Origin of the sequence: Limnohabitans sp. WS1, from assembly GCF_003063265.1 — a bacterium.
Lineage (GTDB): Bacteria > Pseudomonadota > Gammaproteobacteria > Burkholderiales > Burkholderiaceae_C > Limnohabitans_A.
The window spans coordinates 1-16637 of sequence record NZ_NERU01000019.1 but is presented as its reverse complement, the minus strand read 5'-3'; the positions used below and the strand labels follow the sequence as shown (position 1 = coordinate 16637).

Sequence of the window (16637 nt, the reverse complement as noted above, 5' to 3'; positions counted from 1 at the left end):
TAGCTTGGGGCGTCAGGCATGGTTTCAAGAGGGGTAAACGTTGACGCTCAATGGATGGTTTTTTTGGACCAGTACACCACATGGGGCAGATGCTCGAAATGGGCGTCGCAGGTCAGCAATGTCGCGCCTTTGTTCAGGGCAGTGGCGTAAACAATGGCATCGGCTGTGGCCAGTTTGTGGTCTTTGTTCAATTGGGCGGCCAGCAGGGCAATCGTTGTGTCCAGCGGTGTGACGACACATTCCTGCGTGTAGGCAATCACCTGATCGGCTTCGTCCTCGCCCATTTCGCGCAGCATCCATTTGGACAGTTCCAATTGAACCAGCGTGGGAACGATGCATTGATCTTGTGTGGGAAAGTGAGGTGCCAATTTTTTGCCAAGTGGTGTGAGCATCAGAAACTCGATCCACGCAGAGGTGTCCACCACACACCAACGGAGCGAAGGCGCTGAAGGCATTACACCCGATCCTTGCGGTCGCGGTGCTCTTTGGATTTGGCGTTCTTGGCCAAACCTGCCAAGTCTTTGAGTTCAGGCATGGGCATGAGCAGCATGCCCTTGCCTTTGGGAATGAACACAAATTTTTGGCCCGCCACCCAAGATTGTTCTTCGCGAACCCCTTTAGGAATCGAGATCTGGAATTTGCTGGACAGGGTTGTGGTGGTGGACATGAGATGCCTCATCGATCGAGAAATGGTAAGAAATTTGAATTCTAGCCCCATTCATTGCGACAACGTCCCAACTTCCTTATTCCACCGCTCCAACAGTCGGCGGCGCTCGGCAGATTTGCCGTACTTTTCAAAGTCGTACTTGATCAGGCGCACGTTGTCCATGGAGGGGATGCGCGGATCGGGCTTGAAGGTTTTGTTGGCCGGGCTTTGCAGGCTGTCGGCTTTGGCGCCGATGCTCTGGCCTGCCGGGCTCATGAGCCAGTCGTAATATCGCTTGGCGTTGGCTGCGTTGCGTGCACCTTTGACCAAGGCGATGCCGCCGATTTCGTAGCTGGTGCCTTCGCAGGGGGCCACGGTGGCCACGGGGTATTTGTTGTGTCGCCAGCCGTCAAAGCCAAAGATGAAGCTGATGCCGACGGCCACTTCGCCCTTGGCCACATTGGGCGCTTGGGCGGTGCCGCTGCGGGTGTATTGCGTCACGTTTTTGTGCAGGGCTTTCATGTACTCAAAAGCCGCGTCTTCGCCCATCATCTGCACCAGCCCTGCCAGGATGGTGTAGGCCGTGCCGCTGGAGGCGGGGTGTGAGATTTCCACCTCGCCTTTGTAGATGGGCTTGATCACGTCGGACCAGCATTGGGGCGCAGGCAGTTTCTTTTTCTTGAGCAGTTCGGTGTTCCAGCCAAAGCCAATCGCGCTGGTGTAGAAACCGCCCACCATGTTTTGTGTCATGGCGTATTGGCGCACGCTCCAGCCGTGCAGGTCGTTCAGGTAGTCGGGGCGGTAGGGTGCCAACAGACCGATTTCGGCGGCTTGCAAAAACGGGTCGCCGGTGCCGCCCCACCAGATGTCGGTCTTGGGGTTGGCTGCTTCGGCGCGGATTTGCGCCAAGGCTTCACCAGTGGCTTTGCGGGTTTGGTTGACGGTGATGCCGGTGGCCTTGGTGAACTCTTTGGCGGCCATTTCGCACCAGCTTTGGTCAGTGCTGCAAATCGCGTTGAGGCTGCCGGTTTGGGCTGAGGCCGCGCTCGTGGTCAGTGCGCTGGCGATGACAAAGGCGGCTTTGAATTTCAGGGTCATAGGGCGTCTCCAAAGGTTGTTGGTGAGCTTGTCGGGGCTAAAGCCGCCGACCTACGGGGTATTTTTTAGGTCGGTGGCTTCAGCCCCGACGGCAAGCTTAAAACGATTCGTTCGGCCCCAAATACCGCCAAGTCCCTGCCGGCATTTGCCCCAACTGCACACCGCCCATGCGGATGCGTTTGAGACCCACCACTTTCAGGCCCACTTGCTCGCACATGCGGCGGATCTGGCGCTTTTTGCCTTCGGTCAGCACAAAGCGCAATTGCTCGGGGTTTTGCCAGTCGACTTTGGCGGGCTTGAGGGGTTTGCCGTCCAGGCTCAGGCCGTGGCGCAGGCGTTCAAGGAGTGTCTTGGGGAACACGGCTTGCACATTGGCACTCACGCGGTCAAAGTCGCCAATCACGGTGAGTTGGTTGGCTTTGCCGCCATAGGTGGCCGATGCGGCCGTGGCGGCGGCGGTGTTTTCGTGACCGGTGTAGGCCACGCGCACCAGGTATTCCTTTTCCATCTCGGAGTCTTCACCGATCAATTGACGGGCTATGCGGCCGTCTTGTGTCAGCACCAGCATGCCGGTGGAGTCGATGTCCAGGCGTCCGGCCGGGGCCAGGCCCCGCAGGTGGGGCGGGGTAAAGCGCAGCTTGGACGGGTCGCCGCCCCAGTGGCTGCGCGGGTTGATCAGGGTGATGGCCGGTTCGTGCCCGTCTTCGGCCTGGCCGCTCACATAGCCCATGGGCTTGTGCAGCAAGATGGTCACTTGTCGGTCTTGCTGTTGCTCGGCGGCTTTGTCGATGGTGATGCGGTCGGACAGCGTGACCTGCTGGCCCATGCTGGCGGGCAAGCCATTGACTTTGACCCAGCCTTGCTCGATCCAGGCATCGGCTTCGCGGCGCGAGCACATGCGCAGTTCGGCCATGCGTTTGTTCAGGCGAGAAGTACCGCTGGGGGCAGCAGCGTCGCCTTTGCCTTCGGGGCGGGGGGCGCGTTTAAAAGCCGGGGGCTGGGTCATGGGTGTGCTGAATCAAAAAAAGGGCCAAGTCGGCTGGGTGACCATTGTCCCTTTTTTTGATCAGAACCCTTCAGGGGCTGTGCGCAAAAAAGTGCGCCAGGTCCTTGAGTTGCGCATCGTTGATGCCATACAGCGCTGCAGCCATGACGGTGTCCCGACCCGGGCCGGGCTTGTCACGGTATTCCTTCATCACATTGCGCAAAAACTCTTCTTGCTGGCTGGCCAGCCGGGGCACTTGGTCGCGGCCTTGGTGGGCGGGCAGGTGGCAGGTGCCGCACAGGGCCGCCTTGGCCAAATCTTTGCCGCGCTGAAAGCTTTGGGCATCGACCGGACCTTTGGCGATGGCCGGAGCCGGTTGTGCTGAGAAGTAGCGGGCCAGTGCCGTCAATTCTGCGTCGGGCACACCATCGAGCGAGCCTTTCATGGCGGGCACATCGCGCAGGCCTTCGCGGATCAGCACCAGCTGGTTTTCAATGAAAACCCGAGGCTGAGCGGCCAATGAGGGAATGGCCGGGATTTGCGACACACCACCCGGTCCATGGCAGGCCATGCATTGGGCGGCGCGTTCGGGGGCTTTGATGCTGGCGTTGACCTGGGCTGTACCTGAAACAGCTGGCGCAGAGGTCTGCGCCAGCACGGAGCAGCCCGAGGTCAACATCAGGGCGGCTGTTGCCAGCGCCCTGATGTTCAACGGACCATTACTTGGCATACGAGATGCGGTAGATGGCACCCAGTTGCTCGTCAGACACGAGCATCGAACCATCGGGCATTTGCAGCATGTATGCGGGGCGACCCCAGAAGCTGTTGTCGCTGTCGTCCTTGAAACCGGTCAGGAAGGGCGTGACCCGGGCGGCTTTGCCTTCGGCATCGGTTTTGACCATGGCCACGTCAAAGCCGAATTTTTGGGTGCGGTTCCAAGAGCCTTTGCGGGCCACGAACAGCGCATTTTTGTACTCGGCAGGGAACATGTTGCCGGTGTAAAAATGCACGCCCATCACGGCAGCATGGGGCCCCATGGTGGTCACGGGCAAGGTCACGCCGTCGCAGGGATTGTCCTTCTTGATGTCGCGGTCAGGCACAGCATTGGCGTGGCAATAAGGAAAGCCGAAGTTCAAGCCTGTTTTGGGCATGCGGTTGAGTTCGTCCTCAGGGCCGTTGTCACCCATCCAGTCACGGCCGTGGTCGCTGAACCACATTTCTTTGGTCACGGGGTGCCAGTCAAAGCCTACCGTATTGCGCACGCCTTTGGCGATCACTTCCATGCCCGAACCGTCGGCGTTGTAGCGGCGAATTTGGGCGTATTCAGCACCGGGCTCGCAGATGTTGCAAGGTGCACCAAAAGGCACATACAGCTTGCCGTCTGGGCCAAAGCTCAGGTACTTCCAATTGTGGTGTTGCAGCGGGGGCAAATTGAAGGCGGCTGTCATGTCCACCGGTTGGGCGTTGGGGTTGGCTTCGATGCCGTCGTAGCGCAGCACCTTGTCAATGCCCATGACGTACAGGTTGCCCTTGTGCATGGTGACAGCAGGTTGGTTCAGCTTGTCGACCAGCACGCGGCTGGTGCGCTCTTTGCCGTTGTCGCTGATCTCATAAACGCGGCCCAGGCCGCGTGTGCCGGCGTAAATCTTGCCGCTTTCGCCACGGCTCATGGCGCGAATGCCAGGGGTGCCCGTGGACCAAATTTCGATCTTGAAACCAGGCGGCAGTTTGAGTTTGTTCAGGGGGATGTCGGCCGCAGGGGTGACCGTCAGCTTGCCTGCCAAGGGGGCCAGGGTGGAGTTGGCCATGTCGGCGCCCATGCCTTGTTTCCAGGCGGGTGGTGGGGCGGCAGCTGGGGTTTGGGCGATGGCATGACCCAGGCCGAGCGTCAGCACGGCGGCGCAGGTCGCGATTTTCTTGAACATGAGGGGTCTCCAAAAAGTGGGTGAGTTGTCCGCGATGAAGCGTAGCGGTGGCCCTTGCGGTCAAACACAGGGTTAGTCCCAGTGACGGGGCTGTTTGCGTCACCCACATGACTCAAGTCAAGACAAAGGGGGCTCAAAACTGTGCGGTGCGCAGTCCGTGAAGGTCCAAAATTCGCAAGCCACCGTATTCCACCCGAATGAGTTGCCGAGCCTCCAGCACGCGCAGTGCTTCGTTCACACGTTGGCGCGACAAGCCCACCAGATAAGCCAGCTCTTGTTGGGTGATGCGCAACACTTCGCCCACGCCAGAAAACAGCACGGGGTTGAACAATGCCGCCAAGTGGCGGGCCAGGCGCAGCTCGGGGTTGTTCATGCGGTCCAGCTCGCGGGCGGCGATGAACTGGCCCAGCCGCTCGTTGAGCTGGTTCATGATGAAGCGGTTGAAGCCCAAAGAGTGGTCAATCAACCAATGAAAGGTGTCCACGGGAAGGCCTGCCACCACACTGGGTCGCAGGGCCTGGATGTTGTAGCGGTAGATCTCGCGCTTGAGGGCGGTGCCCTCACCAAACCAGCCACCCGGGGGGACACCTGTGAAAGTCATGGTTTGGCCACTCTCGTTGTCGCTGCTCATTTTGAGCAAGCCTGAAATCACACCAAACCAATAAGTGACGGGCTTGCCCACCCTGCAAACCAAATCACCAGTTTGGGGGTCGCTGACCACCAATTGAGGAACAATTTTGAGCCGCTCCTCTGGGGTGAGCAGGCTCAACCAAGGCACTTCATGGAGTTCGGCTGGCGTAGGTGCACGGCGGCGCTGGTGAAGGGTGTTTTCTTTGGGCATATTCAAAGGGTGTTGTCAGTCAGTGGTCAGATGAGCTAGGGGTCTTCCCTAAATTGTCGTCCAAACGACAACTTGGCGTCAAATGACTGCCTAACATCCGTCCCAGTTCAGTCGCATTGCGTTCAATGCACCGTTATTGGAGACAGGTCAGGTCATGCAAACAACGTTTCCCCGTTTGATGCTCAAGCATGCTGCCGAGCGCCCCACAGCGCCCGCATTGCGCGAGAAAGAATATGGCATTTGGCAAACCACCAGCTGGTCGGATTTGGCCGGCTTGGTCCGGTCCGTGGCCTGCGGTTTGCACCAGGCGGGCTTGCAACGCGGCGAGCACCTGATCGTGGTCGGCTCCAACCGCCCGCGTCTTTACGCCACCATGCTGGCCGCGCAGTCGCTGGGCGCGATTCCTGTGCCGCTGTACCAAGACGCCGCCGCTGCGGAATGCGTGTTCCCCATCACCAACGCCGAAGTGCGTTTTGCCGTGGTGGAAGACCAGGAGCAGGTCGACAAGATGCTGGAAGTGCGTGAGCAGTGCCCGCAGCTGACGCACATTTTTTACGATGACCCGCGCGGACTGCGCAAGTACACCGAAGACGGCCTGGGCTCACTCGAAGAGTTGATTGCAGCCGGTGGCGTTTTTGCCCAGCAGCACCCGCAGTTTTTTAACGAAGAAGTCGAAAAAGCAGCCTACACCGATGTGGCCGCGATGTTTTTCACCTCGGGCACCACGGGCAACCCCAAGGGTGTGGTGCACACGCACAGCTCCCTGATCGACCGCGCTGAAGCAGGCGCCGAGTTTGACAAGCTGACCAGCGCCGAAGACGTGCTGGCCTACATGCCGCCCGCCTGGATCGGCCAAAACATCTTCAGTTACGCGCAATGGCTGGTGTGCGGCTACGTGGTCAACTGCCCTGAGTCGGGCGCCACCGTGACCATCGACCTCAAAGAGATTGGCCCCACGTATTACTTCGCACCCCCCCGCGTGTTCGAAGGCATGCTGACCAGCGTGATGATCCGCATGGAAGACGCGGGCAGCTTCAAGCGCAAGCTGTTCCACCATTTCATGGGCGTGGCCAAGAAAGTCGGCCCCGCCTTGATGGACGGCCAGTCGGTCGGCCTGATGGACCGATTGGTGTATGGCTTGGGCAACCTCATGGTGTATGGCCCCTTGCGCAACAACATGGGTTTCAGCCGCGTTCGTGTGGCCTACACCGCAGGCGAGGCAATTGGCCCCGACCTGTTCACTTTTTTCCGCTCGATCGGCGTGAACATCAAGCAGCTCTACGGCTCGACCGAAACCGCTGTGTTTGTGTGCTTGCAGCCCGACAACGAAGCGCGTGCCGACACCGTGGGTGTGCCGTGCAAAGGGGTGGAGATCAAGGTGGCTGACAACGGCGAGATCCTGGTCAAATCGCCCGGTTTGCTCAAGGGTTACTACAAAAACCAGAAGGCCACCGACGAGGTGTTGACGCCTGATGGCTGGTACCACACCAGCGATGCGGGTTTCATCGACTCGCACGGTCACCTGAAGATCATCGACCGCGTGAAAGACGTGGGCCGCATCCAAGGTGGTGCCAACGATGGCGCCATGTTTGCCCCCAAGTATGTTGAGAACAAGCTCAAGTTCTTCCAGCACATCAAAGAGGTGGTGGCTTACGGCGACCAGCGCGAAAAAGTGTGCGTGATGCTCAACATCGACTTTGACGCCGTGGGCAACTGGGCCGAGCGCCGTAACCTGCCCTATGCCGGTTACACCGACTTGGCGCAAAAGCCCGAGGTGTACCAGCTCATCAAAGAGTGTGTGGAAAAGGTCAACGCCGACCTGGCCGAAGATGCACTGTTGGCGGGCAGCCAAGTTTCGCGCTTCTTGATCTTGCACAAAGAGCTGGACGCCGATGACGGCGAGTTGACCCGCACCAACAAGGTCCGCCGGGGCTTCATCGCCGACAAATACAAACCCTTGGTCGATGGCCTGTACGAAGGCCGGACCGAGCAGTTCATCGAGACCGTGGTGAAGTTCGAAGACGGCCGCACCGGCAGCGTCAGCGCCACGCTCAAGATTTCCGACGCCAAAACATTCACACCCGTGAAGGCAGCAGCATGACCAAAAAAATCGGCGACGTCATCCTGGACGTCAGCAACATCAGTTTGCGTTTCGGCGGCGTGAAGGCGCTGACCGACATCTCGTTCAACGTGCGTGAGCACGAAGTGCGGGCCATCATTGGCCCCAACGGCGCGGGCAAAAGCTCGATGCTCAACTGCATCAACGGGGTGTACACACCGCAAGAGGGCAGCATCACTTTCCGTGGCCAAAAGTTTGACCACATGAACAGCCGCCAAGTGGCCGAGATGGGCATTGCCCGCACCTTCCAAAATTTGGCCTTGTTCAAGGGCATGAGCGTGATCGACAACATCATGACCGGCCGCAACCTGCACATCAAAAGCAACCTCTTCATGCAGGCGCTGCGCATCGGCCCTGCACAGCGCGAGGAGGAGGTGCACCGGGAATTTGTCGAGCACATCATCGACTTCTTGGAGATTCAGGCCTTTCGCAAAACGCCTGTGGGCCAATTGCCTTATGGTTTACAAAAGCGGGTCGACTTGGGTCGCGCCCTGGCCATGGAGCCCAAGGTGCTCTTGCTCGATGAGCCCATGGCTGGCATGAACATGGAAGAAAAGCAGGACATGTGCCGCTTCATTCTGGATGTGAACGACGAGTTCGGCACCACCATCGTGTTGATCGAGCACGACATGGGCGTGGTGATGGACATTTCGGACCGCGTGGTGGTGCTGGACTACGGCAAAAAAATCGGCGACGGAACCCCCGAAGAAGTGCGCAACAACGAAGACGTGATCAGTGCCTATCTGGGCACCAGCCACTAAGGAGAACAAGACATGGCATTTTTTCTGGAAGCTTTGCTGGGTGGTCTCATGGCCGGCATGCTGTATGCGCTGGTGGCGCTGGGTTTTGTGCTGATTTTTAAGGCCTCGGGCGTGTTCAACTTTGCGCAAGGCGCAATGGTCTTGTTCGCGGCTTTGGCCATGGCCCGTTTTTCTGAATGGGTGCCCGGCTGGCTGGGCATTGAAGACAAGTTCTTGGGCAACCTGATCGCTTTTGCGCTGTCGGCCGTCATCATGTTTGCTTTGGCTTGGCTGATCGAGCGATTGGTGCTGCGCCATTTGGTCAACCAAGAAGGTGTGACTTTGTTGATGGCCACTTTGGGCATCACCTACTTCTTGGACGGCCTGGGTCAGACCATTTTTGGCAGCGACATTTACAAGATTGATGTCGGCATGCCCAAAGACCCGGTGTTTTTGTTCGACTCTGTGTTTCCTGGTGGCGTGCTGGTCAACCTCGAAGACGTGTATGCGGCTTGCATCGCGGCTTTGCTGGTGGTGGTCTTGTCGCTGTTCTTCCAAAAGACCAGCACCGGCCGCGCTTTGCGTGCGGTGGCCGATGACCACCAAGCGGCGCAGTCGATTGGCATTCCGCTCAACCGCATCTGGGTGATCGTTTGGTTTGTGGCGGGTCTCACCGCCTTGGTGGCCGGCATCATCTGGGGCTCCAAGATGGGGGTGCAGTTCTCGCTGACCACCGTGGCTTTGCGCGCCTTGCCGGTCATCATTTTGGGCGGCCTGACCTCCGTGCCGGGCGCCATCATCGGCGGCCTGATCATTGGGGTGGGTGAGAAGTTGTCCGAGGTGTACCTCGGCCCCTATGTGGGCGGTGGTATTGAAATCTGGTTTGCTTATGTGCTGGCGCTGGTCTTCTTGCTGTTCCGTCCGCAAGGCCTGTTCGGCGAAAAAATCATCGACCGCGTGTAAGGAGAGAAAAACATGTTTTACAGAGAAAACGGTCAGTACAAGACCTCTTACCGCAGCGACCAGCAGATCTTTGCGATTGCGCAAGACCGCTGGGCCATCTTGGCGCTGATCGCCTTCGCCTTCATCGGTGTGCCTTTCATTGCCGATGAATACATGTTCCGCGCCATCTTGATCCCCTTCCTTATCCTGTCGCTGGCGGCTTTGGGGGTGAACATTTTGGTGGGCTACTGCGGCCAAATTTCGCTCGGCTCCGGTGCCTTCATGGCGGTCGGGGCTTGCATGGCCTACAACACCTACATCCGCATCGAGGGCATGCCCCTGATCGTGGCTTTGCTGGCCGGGGGCTTTTTTGCCACCTTGGTGGGGATGTTCTTTGGCATTCCCAGCTTGCGCGTCAAAGGCCTGTATTTGGCGGTGGCCACGCTGGCAGCGCAGTTCTTTTGTGACTGGGCCTTCCTGCGCGTGGGTTGGTTCACCAATAACAATGCCTCGGGCTCGGTCTCGGTGTCCAACCTGAATGTGTTTGGTTGGTCCATCGACACCCCTTTGCAAAAGTACCTGTTCTGCCTGGTCTTTTTGGTGGTGTTTGGTTTGTTGGCCAAAAATCTGGTGCGCTCGGCCATTGGCCGCGAATGGATGGCCATTCGTGACATGGACGTGGCCGCTGCCGTGATCGGCATTCGGCCGGTGTACGCCAAGCTCAGCGCTTTTGCCGTGAGTTCGTTCATCGTCGGTGTGGCGGGCGGCCTGTGGGGCTTTGTCCATCTGGGTTCGTGGGAGCCAGCGGCTTTCTCGATTGACCGTTCCTTCCAGTTGCTGTTCATGGTCATCATCGGCGGCATGGGCTCCATCATGGGCAGTTTCTTTGGCGCAGCATTCATCGTGATCTTGCCGATTTTCCTGAACCAGTTCCTGCCTTGGGCAGGTGACATGGTGGGGGTCAGCATCTCGACGGCTGCCGTATCGCACACCGAGTTCATGATCTTTGGTGCGCTGATTGTGTGGTTCCTGATCGTGGAGCCGCATGGCCTGGCCAAGCTGTGGTCGGTGGCCAAGCAAAAGCTGCGTCTGTGGCCCTTCCCGCACTGATGCGCAGAGATTTTTCCGAGTGTTTTTACCCCAAGTGCTTCCCTTTTTTAACAGGAGACAAACCATGAAGCTTCGTCAACTCGCCTTGGCCACCACTGTGGCGGCTGCCGGTCTTGCCAGTGCGCTGGTCAGCACCGTGGCAACGGCCCAAACCAAAGAGCAGTTTTTCCCCGTGCTGGTCTACCGCACCGGTGCCTACGCCCCCAACGGCGTGCCCTTTGCCAACGGCTATGTCGACTACCTCAAGCTGGTCAACGCACGCGGTGGCATCAACGGCGTCAAACTCAGCTTTGAAGAGTGCGAAACCGCCTACGCCACAGACCGCGGCGTGGAATGCTATGAGCGCCTGAAAGGCAAGAACGGCGGCGCGACCGTGTTCCAGCCTTTGTCCACCGGCATCACCTTTGCCCTGACCGAAAAAGCCCCTGGCGACAAGATCCCCTTGATCACCGCAGGTTACGGCCGCAGCGAATCGGCTGACGGTGGCGTGTTCAAGTGGAACTTCCCCTTGGCCGGCACTTACTGGGTGGCCGGTGACGTGATCATCCAGGACATCGCTAAAAAAGCCGGCGGTGCCGACAAGCTCAAGGGCAAACACATCGCTTTGGTGTACCACGACAGCCCATTTGGCAAAGAAGCCATCCCAATCCTGCAAGAGCGCGCGGCCATGCACGGCTTCAAGCTGAGCTTGCTGCCTGTGACCCATCCTGGTGTGGAGCAAAAGTCCACCTGGTTGCAAATTCGCCAAAGCCGTCCTGACTACGTGGTCAACTGGGGTTGGGGCGTCATGAACTCCACCTTGCTCAAAGAAGCACAAGCCACCGGCTATCCCCGCGAGAAGATTTATGGCGTGTGGTGGGCCGGTGCCGAGCCTGACGTCAAAGACGTGGGCATGGGTGCCAAAGGCTACAACGCCATCACCATGCAGCACGGCACGGAAAAAGACTCTGCGATCGTGAAGGAAGTGCTGGAGAAGTTGCACGCCAAGAACCAAGGCACTGGCCCCAAGGACGAAGTGGGTGAAGTGCTGTACATGCGCGGTTTGTTCAGCGCCATGTTTGCGGTCGAAGGTGTGCGTCAAGCCCAAGAGAAATACGGCAAGGGCAAAGTCATGACCGGCGAGCAAGCACGCTGGGGTTATGAAAACCTGAACCTGACCCAGCCCAAACTTGATGCCCTGGGCTTCAAGGGTGTGTTGCGTCCCATCTCCACATCGTGCGCTGACCACATGGGTGCCAACTGGGCCCGTATCCACACCTGGAACGGCAGCAAGTGGGAGTTCTCCAGCGACTGGTACCAGGCCGATGAGCAGATCATCAAGCCCATGGTGAAGGCCGCTGCCGACAAGTACGCCGCCGAGAAGAAGATCACACGCCGCACCCCTGCGGATTGCCAGTCCTGATCGGTGAACAGCCCGCTGCGCAAGTGGCGGGCTGCATCTGCCCATGGCTTGCGTCAGCGGCAGATGCCACATGAAACCCTTGCGTGCAGCGGTTTCATTTGGCTTGAACCCCAGAATTTGAAAAGGCACAGTCCATGAGCGACAAAAACATTGTTCTGAACGTCAATGGCATCGAAGTCATTTACAACCACGTCATCCTGGTGCTCAAGGGCGTGTCCCTGCAGGTGCCCGAGCAAGGCATTGTGGCCTTGCTGGGCGGCAACGGCGCGGGCAAGACCACCACGCTGCGGGCGATTTCCAACTTGCTGCAAGGCGAGCGCGGGGCGGTGACCAAGGGCTCGATCGAGCTGCGTGGCGAGCGGATCGAAAACCTCTCACCTGCCGACCTGGTGAACCGGGGTGTGGTGCAGGTGATGGAAGGCCGTCACTGCTTTGCCCACCTGACCATCGAAGAAAACCTGATGACCGGCAGCTACACCCGCACCGACAAGGGCGAAATCGCGGCCAACTTGGACAAGGTCTACACCTATTTCCCGCGCCTCAAAACCCGTCGCACCTCGCAAGCGGCCTACACCTCGGGCGGTGAGCAGCAAATGTGCGCCATTGGTCGCGCCTTGATGACCAACCCCAACATGGTGTTGCTCGACGAGCCCTCCATGGGTTTGGCCCCGCAGATCGTTGAAGAGGTCTTCAACATCGTCAAGGACTTGAACGAGAAGGAAAAAGTCACCTTCCTGATCGCCGAGCAGAACACCAACATGGCGCTCAAGTACGCCGACTACGGCTACATCATGGAGTCGGGCCGCATTGTGATGGACGGCGCGGCCGAAGACCTGCGCACCAACGAAGATGTGAAAGAGTTTTACTTGGGCATGGGCGGCGGGGAGCGCAAGAGCTTCAAGGACGTCAAGAGCTACAAGCGCCGCAAGCGCTGGTTGGCTTGAGGGTCCGACAACCGAAATTTCCCCCTTGTGGGCGCGTGCCCCTGTGCGCGAATGGCTTACCCACAACACTGTTTTTTGCACGCAGGGGCGTGCGCCACCATTGACCCGCACAGCACCCATGATGCATTACGACGCCCTCGAAACCCGCAACTCAGAAGCGCGTGAAGCCGCCTTGATGGCCGCCTTGCCCGCGCAAGTCGCACACGCCAAAGCCCATGCTCCGGCGTTTGCCGATTTGCTGCGCGATGTCGATGCTGCCAGCGTCAACAGCCGGACCGCTTTGGCCGCTTTGCCGGTCATCCGCAAATACGAATTGCTGGAGCGTCAAAAAGCTGCGCGTGTGGCAGGCGGCAATGTGTTTGGTGGTTTCAGCACCCTGGGTTTTGGCCCAGGCATGACCCGCGTGTTTGCCAGCCCCGGCACCATTTATGAGCCCGAAGGCACACGCGCCGATTACTGGCGCATGGCCCGGACCATGTTCGCGGCGGGCTTTCGCCCGGGCGAGCTGATCCACAACTGTTTCAGCTACCACTTCACCCCTGCGGGCTCCATGATGGAAACCGGTGCCCATGCCTTGGGCTGTACCGTCTTCCCCGGCGGCATTGGCCAGACCGAACAGCAAGTGACGGCCATGGCCGAGTTGCAGCCTGCGGGCTACATCGGCACGCCCAGTTTCCTGAAAATCATCATCGAAAAAGCCGCCGAGATGGGTGTGGCCCTGCCCAGTTTGCGCAAGGCACTCGTTTCGGGCGAGGCTTTCCCGCCCAGCCTGCGCGACTGGATGACAGCGCATGGTGTGGACGCCTACCAGTGCTACGCCACCGCCGACGTGGGCTTGATCGCTTACGAAACCGCATCGCGTGAAGGCCTGGTGCTGGACGAGGGCGTGATTGTGGAGATCGTGCGCCCCGGCACCGGTGACCCGGTGCCCGAGGGTGAAGTGGGCGAGCTGGTCATCACCACACTCAACCCCGACTACCCCTTGATCCGTTTTGGCACGGGCGACCTGTCGGCCATCTTGCCCGGCACCTGCCCCACCGGCCGCACCGGTCAGCGCATCAAGGGCTGGATGGGCCGGGCCGACCAGACCACCAAAATTCGCGGCATGTTTGTGCACCCCGGCCAAGTGGCCGAGATCGTCAAGCGCTTTCCCGAAGTGAGCAAAGCCCGTTTGGTGGTGACCGGCGAGATGGCCAATGACCAGATGGCGCTGCATGTCGAAACGGCCACCTTGGCGGACGAGGCACTCAAGGCCCGAGTGTCAGAAGCCGTTCGCGATGTGACCAAACTGCGTGGTGAGGTGCATTTGGTCGCTGCGGGCAGCTTGGCCAATGACGGCAAGGTGATCGAGGACGCCCGCAGTTACCAATGACCGCTTGAGCCTGATGCGTCACTGTGCAAGAGGTGCACAGGGCGCACGCATGCAGACAAAGAGCGGCCTGTTGGCCCAAATCCATGGCCCATCAAGGCCATATCCCGCATGCGGACTAAGTCATGACCGAGAATTTCTGCCACTCTTGGTGGTTTAAACTGCCACGTTCAAAATTAGGAGTGAGTAAATGAAGCAATGGTTTGCCTTGGCTGCTTTGGCCGCCGTATCCATCGGGGCACAAGCCCAAACTTTCCCTGGCAACAAGCCTGTGTCCATCGTGGTGCCCTTCACGGCTGGTGGCCCCACTGACCGCGTTGCACGCGATTTGGCCGAAGCCATGCGCAAGCAAATTCCGGGCAGCAACTTTGTGGTCGAAAACGCCGCTGGCGCTGGCGGCACCATTGGAGCCACCAAAGTGGCCAAAGCCAATCCCGATGGCCACACGCTCTTGTTGTTCCACATCGGCATGGCCGCTACGCCTGCCCTGTACCGCAAAATTGCCTACAAACCGCTGGAAGATTTCGAGTTTTTGGGCATGGTCAACGACGTGCCCATGACCTTGATCGGCAAGCCCCAGCTGCCCGCCAACACCTACCGCGACTTTGAAAACTACATCCGCGCCAACGCCGGAAAGCTGAACATCGCTCACGCCGGTTTGGGGTCCGCCTCTCACATTTGTGGCCTCTTGTGGCAGTCCAACTTGCAGACCAAAGACGCGATGACCACCATCCCCTTTGGCGGCACCGCGCCCGCCATGACCGCCTTGATCGGCGGCCAAGTCGATGTGATGTGTGACCAGACCACCAACACCACCAGCCAGATCGAAGGCGGTCGCGTCAAGGCTTTTGCGGTCACCACCGCCAAGCCTTTGGCGTCACACCCTGTTCTCAAGCACTACCCCAGCTTGCAAGAGATGGGCCTGAAGAACTTCAACCTGACCATCTGGCACGGTTTGTATGCCCCCAAAGGTACGCCCGCAGCGATCACCAAAACGCTGAACGATGCCCTGAAAAAAGCCCTGAAAGATCCCGAATTCGTCAAAAAGAATGAAGGCTTGGGCGCGTTGGTGGTGACCGACAAGCGTGTTGAGCCAGAAGAGCACAAGAAATTTGTGGCTGCCGAAATGGTGAAAATCAAAGCTGCGGTGGACGCAGCGGGCAAGTACGCTGACTGATCCCTCGCAAAAGTGCCACCCACAAAAAAGCCGCTTGATGCGGCTTTTTTGATGGGCATCAAGCTTGGTCAAGTGCCCGTGCCGCCCCCAGGAGTGCCGGTGACTCGTGCGCTTGAATGACCCAGACGGGGATGTCTTGGAGGTAAGTGGCAAATCGGCCTTTGGCCTCAAAACGCTGGCGAAAAGGGGAGTGTTCAAACCATCCCAGCAGGCGGGGCACAATCCCCCCGCCAATGTAGACGCCACCCCGAGCGCCCAAAGTCAAGGCCAAATCACCTGCAACCGATCCCAGAAAGCCTGCAAACATGTCAAGGCAAGCCAGACTCAAAGGGTCTTTGTCCTGGAGTGCCCACTGGGTAATTTCACTGGCCTGCACTGCTTGCGCAGGCAGGCCCGTGTTCTGGCCTAAAGCCCAATACAGATCGACCAAGCCTTGGCCAGACAAAACCCGTTCAGCCGACACATGTCCGTATTTTTGGCCAATGCGCTCAATGACCGCAAACTCTTTGGCATTTTGAGCAGCCAGCGTCACATGGCCACCTTCGCCAGAAATGGGCAACACATGTTGACCCGATGGCATCAAGCCAGAGACCCCCAAACCTGTGCCCGCGCCCAACAAGGCCACAGGTGCATTTTGAATGGGCTCCTTGCCGCCAATCTGGACTTTTTGCTCCGTGGTCAGACAAGGCAATGCCAAGGCCAAGGCTGTGAAGTCATTGATGACCTGGAGTCGATTCAAAGACAGTTGTTGTTGCAGTTGTTCAATTGAAAACGACCAATGATGGTTGGTCATCACGACCTGGTCGCCCGTGATGGGGTTGGCGATCCCGATGCCGGCGGCCGCCGGCGATGTCAGACCGTTGCCTGTCAGATAAGCCTCAATCGCTTCGGCAATGCCAAGGAATTGCGAGCATGACAGCACTTGAATGTGGGACAGGGGTGCACTGGCTGAAGCCTGCCAAGCAAACCTGGCATTGGTTCCCCCCACATCACCGAGTAAACGCGGAAATAAGTTCATGGCGCTCAATTGACGAACTGCTCAGAGCCCACAATGCCCAGCTTGGTCAGCCCGATGCGCTGCGCACTGGCCATCACCCCCGCCGTCGCCTCGTACTTGGCCTTCGCGTGCGAGCGAATGTGCAGCTCCGGCTGCGGCTGCATCACCGCCGCTTCCTTGAGCTTGGCCTCCAAATCCGCACGGCCCTCCACAGCCTTGCCGTTCCAGTTCACCACACTGGCTGCATCCACATCGATGCGAATCACCACCGGCTCCACCTTCTTGGCCGCGTTGCTGGGCAGCGGCATGTCCAGGTTCACCGAGTGCAGCTGCGCCGGAATC

General features: G+C 58.9%; 17 protein-coding genes. 8 read left to right on the top strand and 9 right to left on the bottom strand.

Annotated features, from left to right (window positions below; translation table 11 throughout):
• Window positions 1-47: 47 nt before the first annotated feature.
• From B9Z48_RS18145 to B9Z48_RS18115, 7 genes are all read right to left on the bottom strand, one after another.
• Window positions 48-455, bottom strand: coding sequence for a type II toxin-antitoxin system VapC family toxin (locus B9Z48_RS18145; RefSeq protein ID WP_089962446.1), 408 nt, complete (start codon window positions 453-455; stop codon window positions 48-50).
• Window positions 455-667, bottom strand: coding sequence for an AbrB/MazE/SpoVT family DNA-binding domain-containing protein (locus B9Z48_RS18140; RefSeq protein WP_089962442.1), 213 nt, complete (start codon window positions 665-667; stop codon window positions 455-457). Before B9Z48_RS18140 ends, B9Z48_RS18145 begins: the two co-directional genes overlap by 1 nt.
• A gap of 51 nt (window positions 668-718) precedes the next feature.
• Complete coding sequence (locus tag B9Z48_RS18135) at window positions 719-1744, bottom strand: ABC transporter substrate-binding protein (protein ID WP_108380208.1); 1026 nt, start codon at window positions 1742-1744, stop codon at window positions 719-721.
• Between the two features lie 97 nt (window positions 1745-1841).
• Window positions 1842-2750, bottom strand: a complete 909-nt coding sequence (locus tag B9Z48_RS18130) for a pseudouridine synthase (protein ID WP_089962435.1) — start codon at window positions 2748-2750, stop codon at window positions 1842-1844.
• 70 nt (window positions 2751-2820) lie between these two features.
• Window positions 2821-3441, bottom strand: coding sequence for a c-type cytochrome (locus B9Z48_RS18125; protein WP_233261191.1), 621 nt, complete (start codon window positions 3439-3441; stop codon window positions 2821-2823).
• Window positions 3442-3448: 7 nt separating this feature from the next.
• Window positions 3449-4654 (bottom strand): sorbosone dehydrogenase family protein, encoded by a 1206-nt coding sequence (locus B9Z48_RS18120; protein WP_108380206.1) that lies wholly within the window; start codon window positions 4652-4654, stop codon window positions 3449-3451.
• A gap of 133 nt (window positions 4655-4787) precedes the next feature.
• Complete coding sequence (locus B9Z48_RS18115) at window positions 4788-5495, bottom strand: Crp/Fnr family transcriptional regulator (RefSeq protein WP_108380205.1); 708 nt, start codon at window positions 5493-5495, stop codon at window positions 4788-4790.
• 154 nt (window positions 5496-5649) lie between these two features.
• Between B9Z48_RS18115 and B9Z48_RS18110 the strand changes: the two genes are divergently transcribed.
• The 8 genes from B9Z48_RS18110 (at window position 5650) to B9Z48_RS18075 (ending at window position 15298) form a co-directional block, all read left to right on the top strand.
• A complete protein-coding gene (locus B9Z48_RS18110; RefSeq protein WP_108380204.1) occupies window positions 5650-7596 on the top strand; it encodes a long-chain fatty acid--CoA ligase in 1947 nt (648 codons plus the stop codon).
• Complete coding sequence (locus tag B9Z48_RS18105; RefSeq protein ID WP_089962420.1) at window positions 7593-8375, top strand: ABC transporter ATP-binding protein; 783 nt, start codon at window positions 7593-7595, stop codon at window positions 8373-8375. The genes B9Z48_RS18110 and B9Z48_RS18105 overlap by 4 nt, the downstream gene beginning before the upstream one ends.
• Window positions 8376-8387: 12 nt before the next feature.
• Window positions 8388-9317 carry a branched-chain amino acid ABC transporter permease gene (locus B9Z48_RS18100; protein ID WP_089962417.1) on the top strand — a complete coding sequence of 310 codons (930 nt, stop codon included), beginning with the start codon at window positions 8388-8390 and terminating at the stop codon, window positions 9315-9317.
• 12 nt (window positions 9318-9329) lie between these two features.
• Window positions 9330-10406 carry a branched-chain amino acid ABC transporter permease gene (locus tag B9Z48_RS18095; protein WP_108380203.1) on the top strand — a complete coding sequence of 359 codons (1077 nt, stop codon included), beginning with the start codon at window positions 9330-9332 and terminating at the stop codon, window positions 10404-10406.
• A 64-nt stretch (window positions 10407-10470) separates the two neighbouring features.
• On the top strand, window positions 10471-11808 hold the full coding sequence (locus tag B9Z48_RS18090) for an ABC transporter substrate-binding protein (RefSeq protein ID WP_108380202.1): 1338 nt from the start codon (window positions 10471-10473) through the stop codon (window positions 11806-11808).
• Window positions 11809-11942: 134 nt separating this feature from the next.
• Entirely contained in the window at window positions 11943-12752 is an 810-nt protein-coding gene (locus tag B9Z48_RS18085) for an ABC transporter ATP-binding protein (RefSeq protein ID WP_089962405.1), read from the top strand.
• 118 nt (window positions 12753-12870) lie between these two features.
• Window positions 12871-14124, top strand: a complete 1254-nt coding sequence (locus tag B9Z48_RS18080; RefSeq protein WP_108380201.1) for a phenylacetate--CoA ligase family protein — start codon at window positions 12871-12873, stop codon at window positions 14122-14124.
• A gap of 187 nt (window positions 14125-14311) precedes the next feature.
• Window positions 14312-15298, top strand: a complete 987-nt coding sequence (locus B9Z48_RS18075) for a tripartite tricarboxylate transporter substrate-binding protein (protein WP_108380200.1) — start codon at window positions 14312-14314, stop codon at window positions 15296-15298.
• A gap of 58 nt (window positions 15299-15356) precedes the next feature.
• Here B9Z48_RS18075 and B9Z48_RS18070 read toward each other — a convergent pair whose 3' ends face one another.
• Both B9Z48_RS18070 and B9Z48_RS18065 read right to left on the bottom strand, forming a co-directional pair.
• Window positions 15357-16316, bottom strand: coding sequence for a glucokinase (locus B9Z48_RS18070; protein WP_108380199.1), 960 nt, complete (start codon window positions 16314-16316; stop codon window positions 15357-15359).
• Between the two features lie 5 nt (window positions 16317-16321).
• Window positions 16322-16637: biopolymer transporter ExbD (locus B9Z48_RS18065; protein WP_108380198.1), on the bottom strand; the 316-nt coding region annotated here is incomplete at its 5' end.